Origin of the sequence: Pseudoalteromonas sp. SG43-5 (assembly GCF_014164345.1) — a bacterium.
GTDB classification, from domain to species: Bacteria; Pseudomonadota; Gammaproteobacteria; order Enterobacterales; family Alteromonadaceae; genus Pseudoalteromonas; species Pseudoalteromonas distincta.
This window is the reverse complement of the sequence record NZ_JACJFA010000005.1, coordinates 1-23,768: the sequence shown is the minus strand read 5'-3', so window position 1 is coordinate 23,768 and position 23,768 is coordinate 1. Positions and strand designations below refer to the sequence as shown.

Below are 23,768 nucleotides of genomic sequence, written 5' to 3'. Positions count from 1 at the left end.
ACGGTTTGCAGTTCGTCGCAAACACCCTAAGTTGGAAGGAATTCCTGCCAGTTTACAGGCTGTTTATTTATGTGTTTAAAAGTGCAGGTAAACTACTTATAGAATCGATAATTAAATCAGCTTCTTGCTTAGCGCTTTCGTCAAAGCTTTGCCCTGAACGCACTAAAACACGGGTAGTGATCCCTGCTTTTTTCGCAGCCTGCATATCACTGAGTTTATCGCCCACCATAATACTGCAAGCAGGGTCGATATTATGCTCTTGTATGCCTTGTAATAACATACCTGGCGCAGGCTTTCTGCAACTGCACTCTTTCAAATATTCAGGGCCCGCTTTTTTAGGGTGATGCGGGCAAAAATACACATCGGTAACTGCAATGCTGTGGGCACTAAACTGGTCTTTCATCCACTCGGTCAGTGCTAAAAAATCAGCTTCGGTGTAATAACCTCGACCAATTCCAGATTGATTAGTGACGATTATGATTTTATAGCCTGCATCATAAAATGCTTTACAAGTGCTAAAAACACCGTCAATAAATTCAAATTTATCGCTTTGATACACATAACCATGATCAACATTTACCACGCCATCTCGATCTAAAAAAAGCGCTTTATTTTTTTGTTGTGCATTCATTACAAAGACTCTTTTTGTACAACATGGTCAAACATCGCTTTTACATCATCAACTGTAATTTGGCTCATTAAATCATCGCCTTTTACGCGTGTACCCCACGGTACTTGCTCAGCCGTTTTACCTGTTTGCTTAAACAAGTTTTGATGATAAACCTCTACCACGTAGTCTTGATATAAATAAGGACCTGTGCGTGCTGGATTTGAATGTGCATATAAACCAATAACCGGCGTACCAACTGTTACTGCCATATGCGCAGGACCCGTATCGGGCGCGAGCACTAAGCTGCCACGCTTTAACACGCACAACAACTCTTTGAGTTTTGTTTTACCTACTAAATTTAAAATAGGCGTGTTGCTGTGCTCAATAATGCTATTTGCTAGGTTAATCTCAAGCTCTGTTGGGCCACCCGTCAATACCACCTTAAAGCCTTGCTCGCTTGCATAATCAGCCAATGTGGCATAACGATCAGCGAGCCAATTACGCTGCGCTTTACTAGCTGCGGGCGATATTACTAATAGTTTATTAGTTAGGTATTCTGATGTTAATAACTCATCTGCAACCGCTTGGTCTTGCTCGGTGTATGGCATGTCCCAACTCGGTTTATAATCAGAAACACCAATGGCTTTTGCAAAACCTTTAAAGCCTTCAAGCACATGCGCCTGGGCTTGTGGGTCTATTCGTTTATTAATAAATAAGCTGTGCAATTCTTTTGAACGAGCCCTATCGAACCCTATTTTTACTTTTGCAGGAATACAACGCGCTACAAACCCAGCCCTTAATGCAACTTGCATATTAAGAAGCACATCAAATTTTTGGTTGTTGAAGCGTTGCTTTAAGCTTTTAAGCGCTGCTTTGCCTTGCTTTTTATCAAATACCACCAGCTCAACACCCGGTAAGTCAGCAAGTAACATGGCTTCTATTTTGCCAATTACCCAGGTGATTTTTGCATTCGGGTGTGCCTTTTGAATAGCTTGTACTGCACTCACAGCATGACATACGTCACCAATGGCTGAGAGTCTTAATATACAAATAGATGAATAATTAGGAGCTTGAGTCACACATTCCCTTAGGTATTAAATACAAAAGCCGATCTTAAATTATAATCACGCTATTGCAAGCACTTATCCTGCGCTTTAAAACGCGCTAATATAGACTCATTATTTAGCAATTACACAGAGCTATGTTTAAACAACACGTGCAAGGCAATCACACGCTATTAAGCCACCCTAAATACACAAGCCAAATTACCCTCGATTGGTTTGATGCAAATTATTGGCAACAACAAAATAAAATTGTGGGCGCTAAAAAAGGTCGAGCAACTGCGTGGTTTTTTAAGCAAGACGAATTAACAGCCGTACTTAGGCATTATTGGCGCGGTGGCTTAGTGGGTAAATTGCTAAGCGATCAATATTTATACCCAGGACTTGAACAAACCCGCGTATTTAAAGAGTTTAGCTTAATGAGTAAGCTTATAGAGCTTGGTTTAAACGTACCAACCCCTGTTGCAGCTAAAGTAACCCACAGCGGATTAATTTACCGTGGTGATATCATTACCGAGGCTGTTAAAGGCGCTAAAAGTGTACTCGATATATTAATTGAACGCTCATTGACTGAAGATGAGTTGGAGCGCATTGCTAAAACAATCGCGCTATTTCATTCAAAAGGTGTGTATCACGCCGATTTAAACATTAATAACATATTGTTTAATGATACTGGTGATGTGTATATTATCGACTTTGATAGAGGTGAAATAAGAGCGCCGAACCCACAGTGGCAACAAAGTAATATGGCACGCCTTGAGCGCTCATTTTTAAAAGAGCAAGGTCGAAATGATGTATTTAATTGGCAAGTGAATGACTGGCAAACTCTGCACAGCAACTACCTCAAAACACTCGCTAATATAAGTTAACTTAGTTAGCCAATGCTAAATACTGCAGAGCAACCTGCTCTGCCTGTACTTGTTTTAGAATATCTGCGTTTTCTACATTTGGCTTATCTGCTAGCACCTGCTCAACGGCATTGGCTAATGCCTCACTTTGTTGAACGGGTACTAAATATTTACTCAGCTCGCCTGTTAATATCTCGCTTGGTCCAAATGTACAATTAGTGCTAACTACCGGAGTACCCACCGTTAAAGCCTCAATTAATACCGTTGGCAGCCCTTCAAAATCAGAGCTCAAAACTAAAGCTTTGGCATGCTGAATCCAGTTGTACGGGTTTTGTTGAAATCCAGGCACTACTAACTGTTTATCTATGCCATATTGCTGTGCAAGCTTTAACACTTTTGCAGGTTTATTACATAAAAGGACTAACTTGTATTTTTTATCAAGCTTTGCAAATGCTGCAAATAATATATCGTGGCGTTTTTGTTTAGCGAGCCTTCCTACATGAATTAAGTAAGGCTCATTTGGGATGTCGTTATTTTTCTCATTTGCTTGTTGGTTTATTTTTTCAAAATCGAACGGGTTATAAATAGTCGCGATTGCACTTGGGTTAATTAAATCCCCTTGTGTTATTTCTTTTTCAACACCCTTTGATACGCAAATAAGTGATTTACCATTTAAGTTTTGCTTACTTTTTTTAAGGTATAAATATGAAAATGGACCTAACTTTTTTTGACGGGCAAGTTCTGCATTGACGGAGTTATGAATAACAAAGTGAACATTTTTGATATTACTAAGCGCGAGCAAGTTATTACTTCTATCAAGGTTAGAAAGCACTAGGTCAATATTGCCAATCTCGCTTTGTTTTTTTTCAAACCACGCTTCTAATCGCAAAATACTATTTTTTCGCTGCCAGAATCTATCTACTTTAGATGCTCTATCAGGAAAAAGGCTATCAACTTTAACTATATCAGGAATGTCATACTCAGCGTTGCTCGCAAGAGATAATATAGTGACATTGTGCTGTAGTTTCGCCATTTTTTCAGCCAAAGTAAGCATTACTTTTTCAGCACCACCACCTACTAGTGAATCAATTACAATCACTATATTCATAAGCGATCTCCTACAAGCATATTTTTTATGCCAGTAGTGATCACGTCGAAGCTATGTGTGCTATCGAGTTGCTTATATTTACCAATAAATTCACTATAAAAAGGCTCGGTAATAACTTGAGCTATTTTCGTTGTAATTTCATCAATATCAAGATTTGCTTTTATTACAACACCTGCATTAACGCAATGATCCAAACGTGTATTTTGATCTTTTGAGATAGCACATGCCACAACAGGGGTTTGAACTGCAATTGCTTGCAATAAAGTATCTCCACCACTAAGTAATGCGACTTTAGCTTGGCTCATTAATGCCAAAAATTCGGTTCCTTGCAGGCTTGATAAACAAGTAACCTCATCACTTTTAGGAATTGCTTTATTATAATTTGCACCAAACACAACAACTGCTTTTAAACCAGTATGCTTAGTAATTTTAAGCGCGGCTTTAAAGTAAACCTCAGCACAATTAAGATTATTTAATATATGCCCGCCAGAACCCGCATTAACAATAAAATAGCCATCAGATACTAAGTTATAGCGATTTAAAACATCACGTTTTTGCTCACAAGAAGCAAATGGAACAAAAGGGCCTACATTACGAGGGTGTGCCAAGGGAAACATGTCTAACTTCGCACTTTCAGCCCATGTAAGTGGCTCAATACAATAATCAGGCTGTACAACCCAATGTGTATCAATTAAATTAATCCTGTTTAACTTCAATCCCTTAGCGCGTTTTTTTGCATGCTGAGAAATAAATACAACTTTAGCGCCTACTTTTTTAGCCGCTTTCATATGCCCTGCACGTCCTGCACAATCAAAAACAACGACGTCAGGTTTAAATTGCTCTATAAAGTCGCAAACAGAATCAAGCTCTTTAGTCGCTGAGTGTTCAAGCAATGTTGCTTCAAAAGGACACTTTTTTGCGTAGCTTGTATGCTTGTTTAGTATGAAGTGAATATCGAGAGAATCAGTAAGTTCTGCCTTTAAACTTTGAGCCAACAACAACGAGCGCATATATTCACCAATGCCTTCTGGTGATGATACGGGAATAAATAAAAGTCGTTTGTTGCTCATTACATTCTCAATTTCCTATTTGAACTCCAGTATACCAATCAGATACTTATTACGATAGCTAGGTTACATTTTAATATATTAAATTAGCTCTATAAATTTGATTATTTACTGCAATAACAAGCTTAGGTTGATAAACTTAGCCGCAATCTAAATCACAAGGATCTGAACTTTGCGAAACAGAATTTTTCTACTTTCTACTCTTTTTTGCGCTATGAGCGCGTCAGTTAATGCTGAACCATGGGTAAAACCCGATGATTACGGTCTTAGAGCTGATATTCAACAATTAGCTGATGCCGGTGTGATTTTAGCTCCTGTAACTACCTATCCGCTTATGTGGAAAAGTTTTATAAGTGATGTGCAAAGCATGCCGCTTGAGCAATTATCTCCAAGCTTGCAAGATGCTTTACTTCGCGTTAAGCATCGATATAAATCAGAAAATAGCAGCTCGCATAGTCTTCAATTATCAGCTTTTGCAGCCACAGATCCGATCATAGCAACAAGCTTTGGTGCAACAAATACACAAGAAACAGAGCTTTCAGCAGCTTACGCTTATTTAGGCGATAACTTTGCAGCTAAAGTAGCTATAAATTACAGAAAAGACGGTAAAAAATGTTTAGTTGATGGAAAAACGACTGACGATATAGTTACCGATGAGCAAGCTTTAACCGATTGTAACGATACCTCACTTGACGATAGTTACTTAGCTTACCGTTTAGGTAACTGGATTTTTAGAGCCGGTGCTGTTGAGCAATTTTGGGGACCTGGTGTTGATAACAGCTTAATTATGTCTGGTAATGCGAAACCTTTACCTGCACTAAGTGTAACCAGAGAAAAAAGTACTGCTTTTGAAACACCATGGTTAAGCTGGATTGGTCAATGGGGCTTTACCGCACAAATGGCTAAACTTGAGTCTACACGTGTAATTCCTGATGCTTTACTTTGGAGCAGTAGATTAAATATACGCCCAATACAACAATTAGAAATTGCTGTTAGCTGGTCTGCACAATGGGCAGGAGACGGCCAACCAGGCTCTGCAGGTGATTTTATTGATGTCATAACTGGGCAAACAGCATGTATTGATGGCAATGTTAGTTGTGATAGCCAATTAGAGTCAAAAATAGGTAATCAATTAGCAGGCATAGATATTCGCTGGTCAGATACACTTTTCAACCAACCTTATGCTGTATATGCCAGTACGATTGGAGAAGATGCCAGTTCACAGTTTAAGCCAGCCGATAGAGCCTATTTGTATGGTGTACAGACAACACAACGTGTATATGATCAAAACTTATTAATAAATGTAGAGTACATAGATACAGGTGTTTCATGTTCAGCAGAGTCTACCAATGAAAATTGCTACTATGAGCATTCAGATTACAAATCGGGTTACCGTTACCACGGTCGCACTATTGGCTCTACTTATGATAACGATGCACAGTCAGTTGTTTTAACCCTATTAGGTCAGTTATCTAATGGAGACGATTGGCAGGTAAAATTACGCAGTGTTGATTACAACAGCGATAACCGTGACCTTTATCCTAACAATCCAGACTTAGGTAACACTATTACTAAAATAGGGTTTAACTCTAAGCAGCTAGAAATGCGTTATAGAATGCTTTCTATGGGAGGGCGAGTCACTTTAGGTGCTTTTGCATCTAACAATGACGGTGCTGAAAACGATACATCAGCATTTGCTAAGTATGAATTAAATTTTTAGTAAGTTACTTTATTAAAAATAAAAAGGGATGAAAACACTGTTTTCATCCCTTTTTTGTATTTTTAGTAACTTAAATCAGTAATTATACCAATTGCATTAAATTAGTGTTCTATTATAGCGATAAGAAAACAGCTCAATAACAAGGCTAAAATTATGATACATAGTTGTTCTATATAAATAATTTTTAACGTAGTTAGTGAGTTATTTAATACGCTAGAATGCTCATGTTTTTAATAAAATTGGTATTACTGTTTAATTTTACTTATTACTTTTGATGTTGAGCACCCATCTAAAAATTCAAGCACTTCAACTTTTCCGCCATGGCGAAGTACATGCTCAGCACCCGCGATTTGATCTACAGTGTAGTCGCCACCCTTAACTAAAATATCAGGGCTTATTTGCTCAATTAAGTTAGCGGGAGTGTCGTTTTCATCTAAGCTACCAAACGGAATAACCCAATCAACTGATGAAAGTGCGCTAAGTACCATCGCACGCTCATCTAGTGAGTTAATAGGACGTTCTGCCCCTTTTAAACGCGTAATTGATTCATCATTATTTAATCCAACAACGAGTCTATCGCCTCGTGCTTTAGCTTGCGCTAAATAACGTACATGCCCCGCATGTAAAATATCAAAACAGCCATTAGTGAATACAATGGTTTCGCCGTTTTGTTTTGCAAATTCAATATGCTGAAGTACATCATCAAATGGTGTTTGGTAATGCTCACCAGTAGTATGTAAATACTGACCAAGCTTACGACTTAACTCTTCTGGCGAAACTGTAGCTGCACCAAATTTACTAACCGCTATACCTGCCGCTAAATTAGCAATTTCGACAGCATCTTTAGCTTCCATACCTGCGCCAAGCATAACGGCCAATGTAGCTATAACCGTATCACCGGCCCCAGTCACATCGCTTACTTCAAGCTCTTGTGCTGCAAAATCAAACTTTTCATCTGCATTAATTAACGACATACCTTGCTCAGAACGCGTAAGTAACATGGCTTTAATGCCATTTTTGTTTATTAAATCACGCGCACTTGCTGCTAAAGCCTCTTCTGAATCGGTTTGACCACCCGCTAACTTAAACTCATGTAAGTTAGGTGTAATGTAATCAGCACCTTCATATAAATGTAAATCTGGCGATTTAGGGTCGATTAAAACCGTTTTTCCGGCGCCCTTAGCAAGGCTTATCATCTCTTTAATTAAGCTTAAAGATCCTTTGCTGTAATCAGAGAACACTATAAAGTCGTATTCATCAAGTACAAGCTCTAAGCGGTTTAATAAAAGCTGGCTATGTTGCTCAGTAAACATTTCTTCTAAATCAAGTCGAACCAATTGTTGGTGGCGGCTAATAACACGCATTTTTGAAATAGTCGGTAAATCACATACACTCACTAATTGTGAGCTTATTTTTTCACCTTTTAGGATGGTCTCTAAAATCTGCCCGCTTTCGTCCTCACCAATTAAACCCAATAAGCCAACTTTTGCATCTAACCGCGCTATATTTTTTGCAACGTTAGCTGCACCGCCCGCTTTGTCTTCAAATTTACTTACTTTAACAACCGGTACTGGCGCTTCTGGCGAAATGCGACCTGTATCACCATACCAATAGCGGTCTAGCATTACATCGCCAACAACTAATATTCGTGCCGCTGATAAGTTTTTTAATAACGATAAATCCATTACTGCTGCTCCGCAACAACCATATCCATGGCTTCACATAACCAGTGACCTATAAACATGTGAGCTTCTTGAATACGTGCTGTTTCGTCATTTTTTATAATAATAGGTAACTTAGCAATATCTTTTACTTTACCGCCATCACGCCCAGTTAATGCCACTGTAAAAGCGCCTAGTTTATTTGCAGCCTCTAATGCTAAATTAATATTGTTACTAGTACCTGATGTAGTTAAACCAATTACTAAATCTTCTGGCTTACATAACGCTTGAACTTGGCGTTCAAATACCGTATCAAAGTGATAGTCGTTGCTGTGCGCTGTTAAAATTGAGGTGTCGGTGGTCAATGCCATTGAAGCAAGCGGACCACGTTCTAATTTATAACGCACTACAAATTCTGCAGCTAAATGCTGTGCATCTGCTGCACTACCACCGTTACCAAACCAAACAATCTTGCCACCAGCTTGTAATGCACTATGGCATGCTTCTAACAATTGCATAGATTCTTGATGATAAGCCTCCATCGTTTCAAATAATGCCTGATGACGGTTTAATGTTTCAACGTAGCTAGTTGCCACTGAATCGATAATTGACATGAAAAAATTCCTCTTGGAACTGAAATGGCAGGAAAAATTAAATTCATTATTCCATAATTTTATTTAATTGTGTGTATTTTATCGGGTTATAACTGAACCCAGACCATATTTTATAACGAGTCTGTTTAGAAAACGGCTATTTCACGGTAAACTAACGCCAATTCCCTTTAAGAAAGATCAGTATGGCACGCATTTTTTACTCATTCGCATTAATTATTATTAGCCCACTGATTGTATTTTATCTCTATATTTTACGAGGTAAAAAAAACCAAGGCTATCGTGCACACTTTAAAGAGCGCTTTGGGTTTGTCAGTAAGTCTTTATTTACGGTTAAAACTAAACCTTTAGTTTTTCATTGTGCTTCTGTTGGCGAGGTACTTGCCGCAACGCCACTTATTAAAGCTTTGCAAAAAGTGCATCCAAATTTAAATATACTTATAACCTGTAATACTCCAACAGGCAGAGAGCAAATACTTAGCCAGTTTAAAAATACTGTAGCGTGTAGCTATTTACCAATCGATTTCCCGTTTGCGACGGCTCGATTTTTAAAGCGTATAAAGCCACAAGCATTATGTATTTTAGAAACCGAGCTATGGCCAAATTTAATGGCGATAAGCCACAAAAAAAACATACCAGTGCTTGTCATCAATGCAAGACTCTCTGAAAAGTCACAGCAGGGCTATCAAAAGGTCGCTAAATTAACGCATATTATTATGCGCTCAATTACGGTACTTGCGAGTCACAATAAAACAGATGCTACACGCTTTATTGAACTTGGTCTTGAAGCTTCAAAAAGCTATGTAACAGGCTCAATAAAATTTGATATAACACCAAGTGAAGAGCAACTAGCTAAAGTACTCAACCTTAAACAGCTTTATAGTAGTAATGAACGCTTTGTATGGGTGGCAGGCTCAACACATCCTGTTGAGCATGAGCTGGTACTTTTAGCCCATCAAGAATTACTAAAAAAGCAACCGAACGCATTACTTATAATTGCCCCGCGCCATCCAGAGCAATTTGACAAAATGGCAGAGCTTTTAACGCAAAGCCCACTTAGCTTTAGCCGTCGTAGCCAAAATAACTATAATAATGAGCAAATACTCCTTGCTGATACGCTTGGTGAATTACAGTGTTTATATGGCGCTGCAAATGTGAGCTTTATTGGTGGCAGCTTAATTCGCAGAGGTGGGCATAACCCACTGGAATCAGCAGCGTTTTCGGTAGGTGTAATAACAGGTCCACACACATACAATTTTGACCATGTTTATCCAGAGCTAATAAAGCTCAAAGGTGCTGTAGTGGTTGATAGTAACGACGAACTAGCTAAGCAGCTTATAACGTTTAGCCAAAACACAAAAGCGTGCCAAACCTTAGGTATTAAAGCTGCGCAATGCGTAGCTAAAAACCAAGGTGCTATACAAAAAACACTTAACATTATTAATCAATATTTAGAGCCAAAACCGTGACCAACATAGCTATAAGCCAAACCCGTGAATGGGTGTCATCTGTTATTGTTAAATATAACTTTTGCCCATTTGCACGTAAAGAAGTGGAAAATAACTGTATTCATTACATAGTAAGCTCTGCAACGAGCATGGATGATGCTGTAATGGATATGCTTGAGCAATGTGTTGAGCTTGACCGTGAACCAGAGCGCGAAACAACCCTTATCATGTTTGACAATGGCTTTAGTGACTTTGAAGACTTTTTAGACTTGGTCGATTTAGCTAATGCACTTTTAGTCGCGCAAGGCTTTGAAGGTAAGTATCAAATCGCTAATTTTCATCCTGATTACGTATTTGCTGACAGTGATGAAACCGATGCCGCAAACTACACAAATAGAGCGCCCTTTCCTACATTGCATTTAATCCGCGAAGCAAGTATGAGCGAAGCACTTGATAGTTATAACGAGCCTGAATCTATTCCTGAGCATAATATAAATCTAGCAAGGCGTAAGGGGATTGATTTTTGGCAGCAGTTACTTGAAGGCTGTAAAAAACCGAGCGCTTAAATGCTCGGTTTTATTTTGGTTTGTGCAGAACAAGACAATAACAAACGCTTATTTTTTAACCCAGTTACCATTTACTTCAACGTAATGACCACTTTGGGTTTTTTCAATTGTTTTAGCAGCAGCAAGTGCTTCTACTTGTGAAAGCGACAAGTTATTCTTTTTAGCGAGCTTTAAGTACTGCGCTTTACGCTTTGCATTTATGTCATCAACAACGGCTTTTGCCTCTGCGTTTTGTACAACAAGTCCTAAATAACCAGAGCTATCTTCACCTACTAGACCTTGGTTTTTAGCGTCATCAAGGCTAATAGCCCAAGCAGAGAAAGACATACATACTGCACTAACTAACGTAATAATATTTAATTTTTTCTTCGTATTCATGTTCTAGCTCCTCAAAATAACTCACTGTCGTCACTAAATAAATTGTCGAGTTCTTTATCTACTTTTACGCGAATTTCGTGATCGACCTTCACATTTAAATTAATAGTAATGGGCTCTTTAGCAGACACCTCAACACGATGCGTGCAAGCACTGAGTGCACTAATAGCACTCAGCGCGAGCAGTACTTTTATCAATAACGACTGTCTCATTATTAGTTTCCTTTTTGTGAGTATTGTTGCTCAACTTTTTGTGTAATTTCGTCACTTAAACGCAGTGCGCGTAAAAGTGTAAATACGTTTTCTTCGTGGTTATAATTAAAGTTAACCTGCTGCTGCTCTGCTTTATTATAGCCTTGCAAATTAACCCCTAGTTTTAACCAACCATCATTTTTTAGTGCCACACTGCTATTAAGTTTTTGAATATCTAAATTAGTTAATAGCCCTAACACAGGTTGTAACTCTTGCTGTTGCTGCATTACTGAATCAAAAGCGGCATTATTGGTAATTTTTAAATTACCTGTTCCTTGGCTAAATAAGCTACCGTCAATTATTTCAATTTTTCCACTATCAAAGTGAACCGGTAAAGACCCCGCCAAGCGTCCCGTTAATACAATGCCCGACTTATCGTCGAGTGTAACAAGTTTGCTTGCATCAATATTTTCAAACTTAACATTAGCAACTTGATTTGGCTTCCCTACTGTGTAGCTATCTAATGAAAACTCACCACCAAACACACTTCCTTTTACATCATTTATAAGCGCGGTATTGTTATTAACTTGCCATTGACCTTTAATAGTTTTAACTACGGCACCGGCTCTAAATTCATTTAAATTAAAGGTAGTTGGTTTTACATTAAGCTTACCTGAATTATATTCCCCGCTAAATGTACTGCTTAAATCACTCGCAAGGTAATCGTTATACAATGCACTTGTATGACTAATTCCCATATTGAACGATGCATTTTGCAAGTTTACATCGCCACTAATATAGCCATTAAATTCGCCCTCAGTTAGCTGTGAAAGTGGCTCAAATTGATTAATAAAAGTATTTAATGGCAGTACACTTTGCTCAGGAATAATCACTTCAAACGGATGAGCTTGCGACGATACATGATGATTTATCACTAACTCTACATCGTTTACAAATACATGATGCGTGGCTTTTAGCGCTCGGCTTTGCAAGCCCGTAGACTCTACTTTTATATTATTAAGTTTTATGTCGGGGCTATTAACAGCTTTTATATTCGTTTTTGCTATTAACTCGGCAAATAACTCGCCCACGCCTAAATTAGCGTTTGCTGTTAATGTGTTACTTATATCTGTGACTTTAAATTCTTTATTTTCTGCGCTTTTTAATTGCTGAGTTAATGTTACTTCTGCATTTAACTGCTTATCCATTTTTGCTATTAAATCACCTTGGTATTGCACTGCACTTATATTAAACGCATCTACACTATTAAGCGTTAATTTAGCATTTATAAGCCCAATTGGTTTTGAGTCTATAAACTCACTTATATTAAAGTGACCACTAAGGCTAAGCCCATCCGCTGTTGCGGGTACAAACTCAGGTAAATTTTCAAGCATAACGGCGTAATCGCCTTTAATTGCAGTGCCAGATAACTGAGCATTAACGTTAATATTATTTATATCGGGTGTATTTATTTGAGCTGATAAAGTTGACTGTAAGTCTTTAAATGGAGATGTAATATTTAGTGTTGTATCTGTTATTAAAATATCAAATTGCTTATCGCCCACGCTTACCAAATTAATTGCAGGTACCCTCAACCCACTAGCCTCTAAGCTAATTGATTGAGGGAGTTTAAGTTGCCAATTTAAAGGAACTTGTTTGCTAATAAAGCCTGCATATTCACTTGGTGGAATTAACTCAGTACAGCTTGGTGTTAAATTAATTTTGTTATTAAGCAAATCGGTATTAAACATTAACGCTTGGCTATTTAAATTAAAACGCGTCGCCAATTTACCAGTGGTTAATACGTTAACTTTGCACTGCTCATACGTGTGAGCAAACTGGGAGCTAATATCGCCATTTAACTCAAGTTCTATACCATCAAAGCTAAATGCTTGCTGAGTATTAAAGTTAAAATCTGCTATTAATGTATTTTTAGTGTTTATAACGTGCTTTAAAAAAGTGTCATTAATTTCAAACTGACCCCTTACTTTATTAGCAGTCAAAATTGCACTTGCGTTTATATCACCTGAGACATTAAATTTATTTAATTCGGGTTCTAATATGCTTATTTTAAGTGGCTTATTGAGCTCATCACTTTTTACTACAAGCTGTTTAATATTGATTAATGGGCGATTTAAGGGAAGTGCTAAATCGAGATTTTTAGCAAGCTGATTAGCATTATCACTTTTAGGGAGTGGATTAACTGTTAGCACTGCATTTTCAATATCTACACGCTTTGTATTTGCAGTAACACCAGTAAGTTGTAATTGTTGATTTTGATAATTTAAACACACTTTATCAGCATGAATATTTAGTTCAGACGTAATTGAAAAATCAAGGCAGTTTAATGTGACACCCGCTTTTTCGAGCTCAGGCGCTATAACCCACTGTAATAAAGGCAAGCGAAATACATAACCAAGCAGTAAGTTACTTAGTAATACAGCTCCAACAATTAAACCAATTCGCTTAAACATACTATCCTTAAATGCTTTGTGCTTTTTGCTATACTAATACCAACCTGCATAAATCTTTGATCAATTTAACGAATTAAGTTGCACTATAACGTCGTTAAAAGTTTTTTATTTAGAACAACTAGATATAAAAACTTTTGCCTAGTTCTAGCGTAATTTTTTTAACGTTAAATAGACCCCATATATAAGCAGATTGGTATAATCAAAAAAGGCTGCACAATGCAGCCTTTTTTATTTTACAGTAAGATTATGAATCTAACTTGTATAAACGTAAATATAATTAACCTACGTTTTTACGTGCATTACGGAACATACGCATCCACGGGCTATCCTCGAGCCACTCATCTGGGTGCCAAGAGTTGGCAACGCTTCTGAATACACGTTCTGGATGCGGCATCATTACAGTGGCACGACCATCAGTTGACGTAATACCGGTAATACCTTCTGGAGAACCATTAGGATTCGCTGGGTACTGCGTTGTAGGGTTACCGTAGTTATCTACAAATTTAACCGCTACAGTGCCGCTATCAAGCGCCGCTTTAGTGGCTGCATCGTTTGCAAACTCAGCATGACCTTCACCATGAGAAACCGCTATAGGCATACGCGAGCCAGCCATTCCGTTAAAGAACACAGACGGATTCTCTTGTATTTCTACTAAACTAAAGCGTGCTTCAAAACGCTCTGATTTATTAGTTACAAAGCGCGGCCAATGTTCAGTACCAGGGATCAACTCTTTTAACGTTGATAACATTTGGCAACCGTTACATACACCTAAGCTGAAAGTATCTTCACGGTGGAAAAAGTTTTGGAATTGATCGCGTGCCATGTCGTTAAACAAAATAGACTTAGCCCAACCTTCACCCGCACCAAGTACGTCACCGTATGAGAAACCACCACAGGCCACTAAACCTTTAAATTGCTCTAGTGTTAAACGACCTTCTAAAATGTCGCTCATGTGTACATCAACGGCTGCAAAACCTGCGCGATTAAACGCCGCCGCCATTTCTAAATGAGAGTTAACACCCTGCTCACGTAAAATAGCCATTTGCGGTTTAGCACCGGTTGCAATGTATGGCGCTGCTATATCTTCATTTAAATCAAAGTTAAGTTTTACGTTTAAGCCTGGATCTTTTGCATCAAATTTAGCATCAAACTCTTGCTTAGCACACTCAGGGTTATCACGGCGCGCTTGCATTTGATACGTTGTTTCAGCCCAAATAGTACGAAGCTCAGTACGCGTATGATTAAGTACCGTATTTTCGCCACGGTTAAACATAATCGTATCGTCACTGTTAAGCGTGCCAATATTGTGACTAATGGCTGCTATACCATGTTGTTCAAACACCGCATTTACTGCATCTAAATCAGCATTTGCAACTTGAATTACCGCACCTAGCTCTTCGTTATAAAGCGCTTCAATGTCTGAACCTGTTAAAGCTGCTAAATCAACAGTTACACCGGTATGACCCGTAAACGCCATTTCAGCTACTGTGGTAAATAAACCACCATCTGAGCGGTCATGATAAGCAAGTAACTTACTATCAGCCACAAGTGCTTGCATTGCGTTATAGAAGCCTTTTAATAACTCAGGGCTATCAACATCAGGGGTTACATCACCTAATTGCTTATAAACTTGTGCAAGGCTTGATGCGCCCATGCGGTTTTTACCCGCACCTAAATCAACTAATATAAGCGATGTATCGCCTTTATCTGTGCGCAGTTGTGGAGTTACTGTTTTACGTACGTCGTCAACACGACCAAACGCAGTTATAACCAGTGAAAGCGGCGATGTTACTGACTTCTCTTGTGAGTCACCTTCATCTTTCCATGTCGTTTTCATCGACATAGAATCTTTACCTACAGGAATCGTTAAACCAAGCGCAGGACAAAGCTCTTCGCCTACGGCTTTAACAGCTTCATATAAACCAGCATCTTCACCTGGGTGACCCGCTGCTGCCATCCAGTTTGCCGATAACTTAATGTTTTCAAGGCTACCAATATTTGCACAGGCAATATTAGTTAACGACTCTGCCACAGCTAAACGAGCAGATGCACCGTAATTAAGTAATGCAGCCGGAGTACGCTCACCGAGTGACATAGCTTCACCGTGGTAAGTATCATACGTTGCCGCAGTTACAGCACAGTTAGCAACAGGTACTTGCCAAGGACCAACCATTTGGTCGCGCGCTACTAAACCCGTAACTGAGCGATCGCCGATTGTTATTAAGAATGTTTTTTCTGCAATGGTTGGTAAACGCATTAATCGCTGCGCTGCATCTGCTGCATTTATTGATGTGATATCAAGCGCTTTGCCAACAACTTGCTTTGACGTTACATCGCGGTGCATTTTAGGTGCTTTACCTAATAATACGTCCAGCGGCAAATCAACAGGGTTATTTTCAAAGTGGCTGTCTGACACAGTTAAGTGAGGTTCAGCTGTTGCTTCACCAATAACAGCGTACTGGGCACGTTCGCGCTTACAAATTGCTTCAAAGCGGTCAAAGTCCTCTACGCCAACAGCGAGTACATAACGCTCTTGTGATTCATTACACCAAATTTCGTGTGGTGCCATGCCTGGCTCATCGTTAGGGATGCTACGTAATTGGAACTTACCACCACGTCCGCCATCATTAACAAGCTCAGGAAACGCGTTAGATAAACCGCCGGCACCTACATCATGGATAAACGCGATTGGGTTTTCATCGCCTAGCTGCCAACATTTATCGATAACTTCTTGGCAACGACGTTCCATTTCTGGGTTTTCGCGCTGTACTGAAGCAAAGTCTAAATCTTCGTTTGACTGACCTGAGGCCATACTTGATGCAGCACCACCGCCTAAACCAATGTTCATTGCAGGCCCGCCTAGCGCAATTAATTTAGCGCCTACAGGAATATCACCTTTTTGAACATGATCAGAGCGAATATTACCTAAACCACCGGCAAGCATAATTGGTTTATGGTAACCACGTACTTCTTCACCATTATGGCTTGTTACTTTTTCTTCGTAAGTACGGAAGTAGCCTAATAAGTTAGGACGACCAAACTCATTATTAAATGCAGCGCCACCTAGTGGACCTTCTGTCATTATATCAAGTGCGTTTACAATACGACCCGGCTTACCAAAATCGCTTTCCCACGGTTGCTCATAACCTGGAATACGTAAATTTGATACAGTAAAGCCAACTAACCCTGCTTTTGGCTTAGAGCCACGACCAGTTGCGCCTTCATCGCGAATCTCACCACCAGAACCTGTAGCAGCACCTGAGAATGGCGCAATAGCTGTTGGGTGGTTATGAGTTTCAACTTTCATTAGTATTTCAATGTCTTCTTGATGATACGCATATTCACCTTGCGCATTTGGGAAGAAGCGACCCGCTTTTGAGCCTTTCATTACTGCCGCGTTATCTTTATACGCCGACAATACATTTTCAGGATTTAGCTCAAACGTATTTTTAATCATTTTAAACAGCGATTTTGGCTGCTCTTTACCATCGATTGTCCAGTCAGCATTAAATATTTTATGGCGACAATGCTCTGAGTTCGCTTGTGCAAACATAAACAATTCGATGTCGTTAGGGTTACGTCCTAACTTTGTAAAATTTTCTACTAAGTAGTCTATTTCGTCATCAGCAAGCGCAAAGCCTTGCTCAACATTGGCTGTTGCTAGTGCTTCGCGTCCACCACCTAAAATATCGACAGACGACATTTGGCGTGGGGCATCACTGCGAAACAGCTGAGCCGCATCTTCAAGTTCATTGTGTGTGGCTTCAGTCATGCGGTCGTGCAATAACGCAGTTACTTGTGCAAGTTGTTCTGCGTTTAAATCACCTTCAACATAATAAGCAATACCGCGTTCAACACGGTGAACCTGCTTTAAACCACAGTTGTGGGCGATGTCGGTAGCTTTAGATGCCCAAGGTGAAATGGTACCTGGGCGAGGTGTAACAAGTACAAGTTTGCCAGCTGGGGTATGCTCAGCAATAGTTGGACCGTAAGTTAATAGTTTTTCAAGCTTGGTTTGCTCAGAGCTACTCAACGGCGATGTTAAATCGGCAAAGTGAGTATACTCGGCGTATACGTTAGTGACTGGAAGTTGCGATTGTTGGCAACGCGCTAAAATTTTATTAACTCTGAACTCTGAAAGTGCTGGTGCACCACGAAGGATCAACATAGGTAATTTCATCCGGGGTTAGGGATTGAACGATATTTTAGGCACGCATTATAGTCCAATTAGCATTCAGATTTAACTCAAAATTACGCTTTTCATAAAATTAACTTTTTAGCTTTATTTATAGCCTCTTTTGGTTAATAAAATAAAAGGTAAAGTGACGCGATGGCTTAGTTTTGCTATAACGGTGGCTGGCGAGCTTAAGGGGCACTCAATGTTCAAAGAAAAACTAATAATAATCATTACTTTAGTTATGCTGTTATGTGCATGTGATATGCAAGAGCAGCCAACTCAACTCGCCCAAATAAAAGAACAAAACAAAATACGTGTGGGTACACTTGCAAGTGCTAGTAATTATTATCAAGCCGTTCAAGGTGAACAAGGCTTTGAATATGAGCTATCTCAAGCATTTGCTGAATATCTAGGTGTAGAGCTTGAAATAGTGCCATTTTTTAACTTATCCGATATGTTTGAACGCCTTGAAAGCGGTGATTTAGATTTAATTGCCTCAGGACTTACCTATAATAAAACCCGTGCAGAGCAATACCGTTATGGACCAACTTACAGAACAATCAGCCAAAAATTAGTTTATAAGCAAGGACGTGTTCGTCCTCGAGAGTTTGCCGACTTAGATGGCAACTTTACTGTTATCGCTAAAAGTAGTCATTCGCTTACTCTGCAAAAAATGAAAAAAAACAATCCAGATCTTACTTGGATAGAAAGCGAAGAGTTTGATGAAGAAGAACTACTTCAAGCAGTTATTGATGGCGAGATTGATTACACACTCGCTGATACACATACGCTATCGTTATTTCGCCGTTATCATCCAAATTTAAGTATCGGTTTTTCTGTTAGTCATAACGACCCGATTGCATGGATACTTAATAAATCAAAAGATGATTCTTTATATTCCTTATTAGTGCCATTTTTTGGCGATATAAAACAGAGTAATCAGCTCTACGTACTTGAAGAAAAATACTTTGGCCACGTACGCCAATTTAACTATGTAAATACCCTTGCTTATATCGAAGCTATCAAAGAAACCTTACCAACATACCAACCATGGTTTGAACAATATGCTGGTAGCCTTGATTGGCGTTTATTAGCGGCACTTAGCTATCAAGAATCTATGTGGAATCCTCGTGCTAAATCGCCAACAGGCGTTCGCGGTATTATGATGCTAACCCGCAGTACAGCAAAACAAGTAGGTGTTACCAACCGCTTAGAGCCAGAGCAAAATATTCGCGGTGGTGGTAAGTATTTAAGTAAACTGATTAAGCGTATACCTGATAGAATTCCTCAACCTGATAGAACATGGCTTGCACTAGCGGCTTACAATGTAGGTTGGGGGCACGTTAACGACGCGCGTATAATTACCGAGCAGCAAGGCGCAAGCCCTGATAAATGGGCTGATGTAAAAAAACGCTTACCGCTGTTAATTAAAAAGCGCTATTACCGTAAAACTCGCTATGGTTATGCGCGTGGCGATGTAGCGGTTAAATATGTTGATAATATTCGTCGCTATTACGATGCACTTGTTTGGCTAGATGAGAATAATGCTATTGCTGTAGAGTCTGAGCCAGAACCAATCACAGAGCAGAGCACTGATACCGAGCCAAACTTAAATGAAGAAAGTGACGATAAAAGTAACAAAGATGAAGCGCAAACAGAAAAACAACAGCCTATAATTGAGCCCGAACAACCGAGTGAAAACAATAACTAAGATTTATATAGGTATCAGTTTTTTGAGCAAACCAGTAAGCAAAATTTAAGTAAATTAAATATCTGTTTACTTGTCATCAAATGATCACTAATGTGTATTACTTGTATATTATTATTTTATAAGATATACCCTGCGCCTTTCTCACTCTTGCATTAGGAGAAAACATGCTAAAACGTAGACGCACACAAAAATTAAAACGCAATGTGATTTATTCAACAGCCACACGTCGTCGTGTTATGCTAAGAAAACTGCACAAAAAAATCATCTGGCGCCGCCGAATGTTTGCTATGCAGCAAATGGCTGAAACAGAAATAGAGCCAATCGCTAGTTAACTCTAGCTAGGTTTATTTATTTGTTCATCACGAGCAGCTTTCTTAGCTGCTTTAATTTGCGCTCTTCTACGCTTAAAAAAATTCGAAATAGTATCACCGCATTGCTGTGCCAAAACACCACCGCACACCTCAACTTGATGATTTAACCTCGGCTCTTGTAATAAGTTCATAATTGAACCTGCAGACCCTGTTTTAGCATCGAGGGCACCAAATACTAAACGCTTTATTCTGCTATGCACCAACAGTCCTGCACACATAGAGCAAGGCTCTAACGTTACATATAGTGTGCAATCAATTAAGCGGTAATTATTAAGTACTTTTCCAGCTTCTCGCACTGCAATCATTTCCGCATGGGCTGATGGGTCGTTATCCGTTATTGAGCGGTTGTACCCCACTGAAATTAGCTGGTTATCTTTTACTACAATTGCTCCAACCGGAATTTCATCAAGCAACTCTGCTTGCTTTGCATACAAAAGCGCTTGCTCCATCCAGTAGGAATCATTAAATGGCTCGTTCATTCTTTCTACTTAAATAACTTTTTATGCTGTAATTATACCTAGTTAGCACTCTAAAGTGCGTCATTCATTACTTTATTGCAAAAATAAAACGATATTTACCTGTTTGTAATGGCTCACTAGTGTGGATTTACGCTATAATCTCACGCTTTTTTTATTTAGCTCACAACACGGGTAGCAAATGAAATTTCCTGGACGCCGCAGGCATAAACATTATTTTCCAGTGGAAGCCAAAGATCCACTTACTAATCAACTTAACGCAACAGAGCGATTACAACGTAGTTATATTACGGGTATCGATCAGATCGTTGTTGATATAGAGGCAAAAGTTGATCAAGCTTTCCTTGACGAATTTCAACTACGTAGAGGTATGTCACAAGTTATTGATAGCGACATAACGAACGCCTTATACGATCGTTTAAAATTAAACGATATGGTTGATTTTGAGTTTGCCGGTGGGACCATTGGTAACACTATGCACAACTACTCTGTACTTGCAGATGATCGCTCAGTTTTATTAGGCGTAATGAGCGAAAATATAAAAATAGGTAGCTATGCTTACCGCTTTTTATGTAATACCTCAAGCCGTGTAGATTTAAACTATCTCCAACCAGTAGATGGGCCTATAGGTCGTTGTTTTACATTAATTGATGAAACCGGTGAGCGTACTTTTGCGATAAGTGCGGGCCTAATGAATCACTTACGTCCTGAATCTATCGATAAAAACCTTATTGAAAATTCATCAGCATTAGTGATCAGTGCCTACCTCATGCGTACGCAAGGTAGTGAAACGATGACTGAAGCGACTATGCAAGCGGTAAAATACGCTAATGATGCAGGTGTGCCAGTTGTTCTTACACTCGGAACTAAATTCTTAATTGAACAAGACCCGACCTGGTGGGCAAACTTTGTTGAAAAGCATGTTGATATTCTTGCTATGAACGAAGAAGAAGGGTTAGCTATTACAGGTTTTGAAGACCCTCTTCTAGCTGCCGATAAAGCACTTGATTGGGTAGATTTGGTAATTTGCACCGCTGGCGAAAAAGGCTTATTTATGGCCGGCTACGTAGACGAAAGCTTAAAGCGTGAAACCGAATATCCATTATTACCAGGCGCCATACCTGATTTTAATCGATACGAATTTTCACGTGCTATGCGTAAAACCGAGTGTGATGAGCCTATCAGAGCATATAGCCATACAGCCCCATTTATGGGTGGACCTGATTCAATCAAAAACACCAATGGTGCAGGCGATTGTGCTTTAGCGGCTGTGCTACATGACTTATCAGCAAATGTTTATCATAAACTTAATGTGGCAAACTCTGCTAAGCATCAGCAACAAGCTATTACTTACTCGTCACTATCGCAAATTAGTAAATATGCTAACCGAGCTAGTTATGAAGTGTTAGTTCAGCACTCTCCTCGTTTATCTCGCGGTTTACCAGAACGCGAAGACTGCTTAGAACAGGTTTATTGGGAACAATAATAACGGTGGGAGCAATCATTGCTCCCTATCAACTTCCTAAAAAATAGAAATATCGAGCTTTTTAGATAGCAGTTCCAACGCTGCAATTCCTGCAACCGAATTACCAAACGAATTAAGTCCCGGAGAATAAACAGCTACCGTAAACTTATTTGGTAACACGGCTAAAATAGTCCCTGACACTCCCGATTTACCTGGCATACCTACTCTGTAACCAAAATCCCCCGCAGCATCGTATAAGCCACTGGTAAATAATAGCGAATTAAGCTGCTTATTTTGACGGCTACTTAAAACACGATCGCCCGATCGATTATCAACACCTTTATTTGCTAAAAAATTATAAGCTTTGGCTAATTCAATACAGTTGAGCTCAATAGAACAAAAGTTAAAGTAAGACCATAAAACATCATCGACTTCATTTTCAAAATTACCAAACGACTTCATTAAATGTGCCATAGCAGCATTACGATGCCTAAATTCATACTCAGAATTAGCGACTTTTTTATCAATCACTATCCCTCTATTACCAGCTAACAACCTAAAGGTCTCGAGCATAGAGTGCATTGGTGCAGATAAGCGGCTGTATAACGCATCACACGTTACAATTGCGCCTGCATTTATGAAAGGGTTACGAGGAATCCCTTTTTCAAACTCAAGCTGTGTAAGCGAATTAAAGGCAGTACCTGAAGGCTCCTTTCCAACTCGATGCCAAAGTTCATCACCATAACGTTGCAGTGCCATAGTAAGTGTCATAACTTTTGAAACAGACTGAATGGTAAAACGTTGAGAGCAATCCCCCGCACATACAGTCTTACCATCAGTTGTATAAATAGCGATAGAAAATTGCTCAGGATCGACCTCTGCAAGGGCTGGTATATAATCAGCTACTTTTCCTTGTGATAATAAAGGGCGTACTTCATGTGCTATTTCATCAAGCACCTTTTGGTAATCAGCTGTAGGCAAACTAGACCTCTATATCATCATTCATAAAAATTGGATTTTAGCACGCGCGAATAAACGCAACTAGTTTTGTTGTTGAATTTAATGGGGGATGTTTTTCTTAATTTAAAAAAGCAAAAAACGTCACATTACTGTAACGGGTTTCTCTTAATTAAATCTTGGTAATATCGTAGTGCCACAGCGGTGGAGAGCCACATAGCAAATGCTACACTATCTTTGTGTCGGGGCGTCCTTCTGCGGGGCTCGCCTTAGAACTATTTTATTTCGCCACTGAGTTCGGCATGGACTATTTACAAAATTCCAAAAAGCAAAAAAGCAAAAAACCCGTCACATTACTGTAACGGGTTTCTCTTAATTAAATCCTGGTAATGTCCTACTTTCACATAGCAAATGCTACACTATCATCGGCGCTGTTTCGTTTCACTACTGAGTTCGGCATGGGATCAGGTGGGTCCAAAACGCTATTGTCACCAAGAAAATTCTTTTCAATTTTCTTATTTTAATTATTAAGGTTAAAGTCCTTCGACTGAATTTGAAGCCTGGTAATGTCCTACTTTCACATAGCAAATGCTACACTATCATCGGCGCTGTTTCGTTTCACTACTGAGTTCGGCATGGAATCAGGTGGGTCCAAAACGCTATTGTCACCAAGCAAATTTGGGCGTTAATTCGTATCTCTACGCATTAACTGAATTTGGAAAATATCTGATAATATTTTTTAAGTCTTTCTAAGTAATATCTACTTTAGTCATATTAACTTCTGTCAAACTGTCGCATAAAACGCGTTTGGCGTTGTATGGTTAAGCCTCACGGGTAATTAGTACAAGTTAGCTTAATGGCTCACACCACT

Annotated in this window: 19 protein-coding genes and 2 rRNA genes; 7 read left to right on the top strand and 14 right to left on the bottom strand. The window is 39.2% G+C overall.

All coding sequences use genetic code 11. The annotated features are described in order from the left end of the window. Positions 1-67: 67 nt before the first annotated feature. On the bottom strand, positions 68-631 hold the full coding sequence (gmhB, locus tag H5161_RS06920; protein WP_182768990.1) for a D-glycero-beta-D-manno-heptose 1,7-bisphosphate 7-phosphatase: 564 nt from the start codon (positions 629-631) through the stop codon (positions 68-70). Then, positions 631-1,689: a glycosyltransferase family 9 protein gene (locus tag H5161_RS06915; RefSeq protein ID WP_182768989.1), complete on the bottom strand. Its 1,059-nt coding sequence runs from the start codon at positions 1,687-1,689 to the stop codon at positions 631-633. The genes gmhB and H5161_RS06915 overlap by 1 nt, the downstream gene beginning before the upstream one ends. Before the next feature lie 122 nt (positions 1,690-1,811). Between H5161_RS06915 and H5161_RS06910 the strand changes: the two genes are divergently transcribed. After that, the gene (locus H5161_RS06910; protein WP_182735910.1) at positions 1,812-2,540 is read left to right on the top strand and encodes a 3-deoxy-D-manno-octulosonic acid kinase; all 729 of its coding nucleotides are present in this window, start codon (positions 1,812-1,814) and stop codon (positions 2,538-2,540) included. A gap of 1 nt (position 2,541) precedes the next feature. On the opposite strand, the gene H5161_RS06905 is transcribed toward H5161_RS06910, so the two are convergent. Beyond that, positions 2,542-3,627, bottom strand: coding sequence for a glycosyltransferase (locus H5161_RS06905; protein WP_182768988.1), 1,086 nt, complete (start codon positions 3,625-3,627; stop codon positions 2,542-2,544). Beyond that, a complete protein-coding gene (locus tag H5161_RS06900; protein ID WP_024604042.1) occupies positions 3,624-4,697 on the bottom strand; it encodes a glycosyltransferase in 1,074 nt (357 codons plus the stop codon). Before H5161_RS06900 ends, H5161_RS06905 begins: the two co-directional genes overlap by 4 nt. Positions 4,698-4,908: 211 nt before the next feature. Here H5161_RS06900 and H5161_RS06895 point away from each other — a divergent pair, with 211 nt between their 5' ends. After that, entirely contained in the window at positions 4,909-6,414 is a 1,506-nt protein-coding gene (locus tag H5161_RS06895) for a capsule assembly Wzi family protein (protein ID WP_182769067.1), read from the top strand. A 245-nt stretch (positions 6,415-6,659) separates the two neighbouring features. Here the strand turns inward: H5161_RS06895 and hldE are convergent, their stop codons facing one another. Both hldE and H5161_RS06885 read right to left on the bottom strand, forming a co-directional pair. Continuing rightward, positions 6,660-8,099 (bottom strand): bifunctional D-glycero-beta-D-manno-heptose-7-phosphate kinase/D-glycero-beta-D-manno-heptose 1-phosphate adenylyltransferase HldE, encoded by a 1,440-nt coding sequence (gene hldE / locus H5161_RS06890; RefSeq protein ID WP_182768987.1) that lies wholly within the window; start codon positions 8,097-8,099, stop codon positions 6,660-6,662. Then, positions 8,099-8,689 carry an SIS domain-containing protein gene (locus H5161_RS06885; RefSeq protein WP_002961065.1) on the bottom strand — a complete coding sequence of 197 codons (591 nt, stop codon included), beginning with the start codon at positions 8,687-8,689 and terminating at the stop codon, positions 8,099-8,101. The genes hldE and H5161_RS06885 overlap by 1 nt, the downstream gene beginning before the upstream one ends. Before the next feature lie 182 nt (positions 8,690-8,871). Between H5161_RS06885 and waaA the strand changes: the two genes are divergently transcribed. Next, a complete protein-coding gene (waaA, locus tag H5161_RS06880; protein WP_182768986.1) occupies positions 8,872-10,155 on the top strand; it encodes a lipid IV(A) 3-deoxy-D-manno-octulosonic acid transferase in 1,284 nt (427 codons plus the stop codon). After that, positions 10,152-10,700, top strand: a complete 549-nt coding sequence (locus H5161_RS06875) for a DUF1415 domain-containing protein (protein ID WP_002961067.1) — start codon at positions 10,152-10,154, stop codon at positions 10,698-10,700. The genes waaA and H5161_RS06875 overlap by 4 nt, the downstream gene beginning before the upstream one ends. Positions 10,701-10,748: 48 nt before the next feature. Here H5161_RS06875 and H5161_RS06870 read toward each other — a convergent pair whose 3' ends face one another. The 4 genes from H5161_RS06870 to purL form a co-directional block, all read right to left on the bottom strand. After that, positions 10,749-11,078, bottom strand: a complete 330-nt coding sequence (locus H5161_RS06870) for a YdbL family protein (protein WP_002961068.1) — start codon at positions 11,076-11,078, stop codon at positions 10,749-10,751. A gap of 11 nt (positions 11,079-11,089) precedes the next feature. Beyond that, positions 11,090-11,287: a YnbE family lipoprotein gene (locus H5161_RS06865; protein WP_007378800.1), complete on the bottom strand. Its 198-nt coding sequence runs from the start codon at positions 11,285-11,287 to the stop codon at positions 11,090-11,092. A 2-nt stretch (positions 11,288-11,289) separates the two neighbouring features. After that, positions 11,290-13,740 carry a YdbH domain-containing protein gene (locus H5161_RS06860; RefSeq protein WP_182768985.1) on the bottom strand — a complete coding sequence of 817 codons (2,451 nt, stop codon included), beginning with the start codon at positions 13,738-13,740 and terminating at the stop codon, positions 11,290-11,292. 277 nt (positions 13,741-14,017) lie between these two features. Next, positions 14,018-17,908, bottom strand: coding sequence for a phosphoribosylformylglycinamidine synthase (purL, locus tag H5161_RS06855; RefSeq protein WP_182768984.1), 3,891 nt, complete (start codon positions 17,906-17,908; stop codon positions 14,018-14,020). Between the two features lie 211 nt (positions 17,909-18,119). On the opposite strand from purL, the gene mltF reads away from it, so the two are divergent. Next, the gene (gene mltF / locus H5161_RS06850) at positions 18,120-19,628 is read left to right on the top strand and encodes a membrane-bound lytic murein transglycosylase MltF (RefSeq protein ID WP_182712290.1); all 1,509 of its coding nucleotides are present in this window, start codon (positions 18,120-18,122) and stop codon (positions 19,626-19,628) included. A 164-nt stretch (positions 19,629-19,792) separates the two neighbouring features. Beyond that, complete coding sequence (locus H5161_RS06845) at positions 19,793-19,960, top strand: hypothetical protein (protein ID WP_002961076.1); 168 nt, start codon at positions 19,793-19,795, stop codon at positions 19,958-19,960. 2 nt (positions 19,961-19,962) lie between these two features. Here H5161_RS06845 and tadA read toward each other — a convergent pair whose 3' ends face one another. Continuing rightward, entirely contained in the window at positions 19,963-20,478 is a 516-nt protein-coding gene (tadA, locus tag H5161_RS06840) for a tRNA adenosine(34) deaminase TadA (protein ID WP_002961078.1), read from the bottom strand. A 178-nt stretch (positions 20,479-20,656) separates the two neighbouring features. Between tadA and H5161_RS06835 the strand changes: the two genes are divergently transcribed. Continuing rightward, on the top strand, positions 20,657-21,961 hold the full coding sequence (locus H5161_RS06835; protein WP_033021433.1) for an inosine/guanosine kinase: 1,305 nt from the start codon (positions 20,657-20,659) through the stop codon (positions 21,959-21,961). A 36-nt stretch (positions 21,962-21,997) separates the two neighbouring features. Here H5161_RS06835 and glsB read toward each other — a convergent pair whose 3' ends face one another. The 3 genes from glsB to rrf (H5161_RS06820) all read right to left on the bottom strand — a co-directional run bounded on the left by glsB (position 21,998) and on the right by rrf (H5161_RS06820) (position 23,570). Then, positions 21,998-22,921 (bottom strand): glutaminase B, encoded by a 924-nt coding sequence (glsB, locus tag H5161_RS06830; protein ID WP_002961081.1) that lies wholly within the window; start codon positions 22,919-22,921, stop codon positions 21,998-22,000. A gap of 357 nt (positions 22,922-23,278) precedes the next feature. Then, positions 23,279-23,393: ribosomal RNA gene (gene rrf / locus H5161_RS06825) — 5S ribosomal RNA — on the bottom strand. Between the two features lie 62 nt (positions 23,394-23,455). Next, a 5S ribosomal RNA gene (rrf, locus tag H5161_RS06820) occupies positions 23,456-23,570 on the bottom strand. Between the last annotated feature and the right edge of the window lie 198 nt (positions 23,571-23,768).

Coding starts and splice junctions, on each gene's coding strand:
- tadA (WP_002961078.1), bottom strand. CDS start 20,478: ATGAACGAGCCATTTAATGATTCCTACTGGATGGAGCAAGCGCTTTTG.
- H5161_RS06895 (WP_182769067.1), top strand. CDS start 4,909: ATGAGCGCGTCAGTTAATGCTGAACCATGGGTAAAACCCGATGATTAC.
- H5161_RS06885 (WP_002961065.1), bottom strand. CDS start 8,689: ATGTCAATTATCGATTCAGTGGCAACTAGCTACGTTGAAACATTAAAC.
- H5161_RS06835 (WP_033021433.1), top strand. CDS start 20,657: ATGAAATTTCCTGGACGCCGCAGGCATAAACATTATTTTCCAGTGGAA.
- H5161_RS06870 (WP_002961068.1), bottom strand. CDS start 11,078: ATGAATACGAAGAAAAAATTAAATATTATTACGTTAGTTAGTGCAGTA.
- mltF (WP_182712290.1), top strand. CDS start 18,120: ATGTTCAAAGAAAAACTAATAATAATCATTACTTTAGTTATGCTGTTA.
- gmhB (WP_182768990.1), bottom strand. CDS start 631: ATGAATGCACAACAAAAAAATAAAGCGCTTTTTTTAGATCGAGATGGC.
- H5161_RS06865 (WP_007378800.1), bottom strand. CDS start 11,287: ATGAGACAGTCGTTATTGATAAAAGTACTGCTCGCGCTGAGTGCTATT.
- H5161_RS06860 (WP_182768985.1), bottom strand. CDS start 13,740: ATGTTTAAGCGAATTGGTTTAATTGTTGGAGCTGTATTACTAAGTAAC.
- H5161_RS06845 (WP_002961076.1), top strand. CDS start 19,793: ATGCTAAAACGTAGACGCACACAAAAATTAAAACGCAATGTGATTTAT.
- purL (WP_182768984.1), bottom strand. CDS start 17,908: ATGTTGATCCTTCGTGGTGCACCAGCACTTTCAGAGTTCAGAGTTAAT.
- waaA (WP_182768986.1), top strand. CDS start 8,872: ATGGCACGCATTTTTTACTCATTCGCATTAATTATTATTAGCCCACTG.
- H5161_RS06905 (WP_182768988.1), bottom strand. CDS start 3,627: ATGAATATAGTGATTGTAATTGATTCACTAGTAGGTGGTGGTGCTGAA.
- H5161_RS06910 (WP_182735910.1), top strand. CDS start 1,812: ATGTTTAAACAACACGTGCAAGGCAATCACACGCTATTAAGCCACCCT.
- H5161_RS06900 (WP_024604042.1), bottom strand. CDS start 4,697: ATGAGCAACAAACGACTTTTATTTATTCCCGTATCATCACCAGAAGGC.
- hldE (WP_182768987.1), bottom strand. CDS start 8,099: ATGGATTTATCGTTATTAAAAAACTTATCAGCGGCACGAATATTAGTT.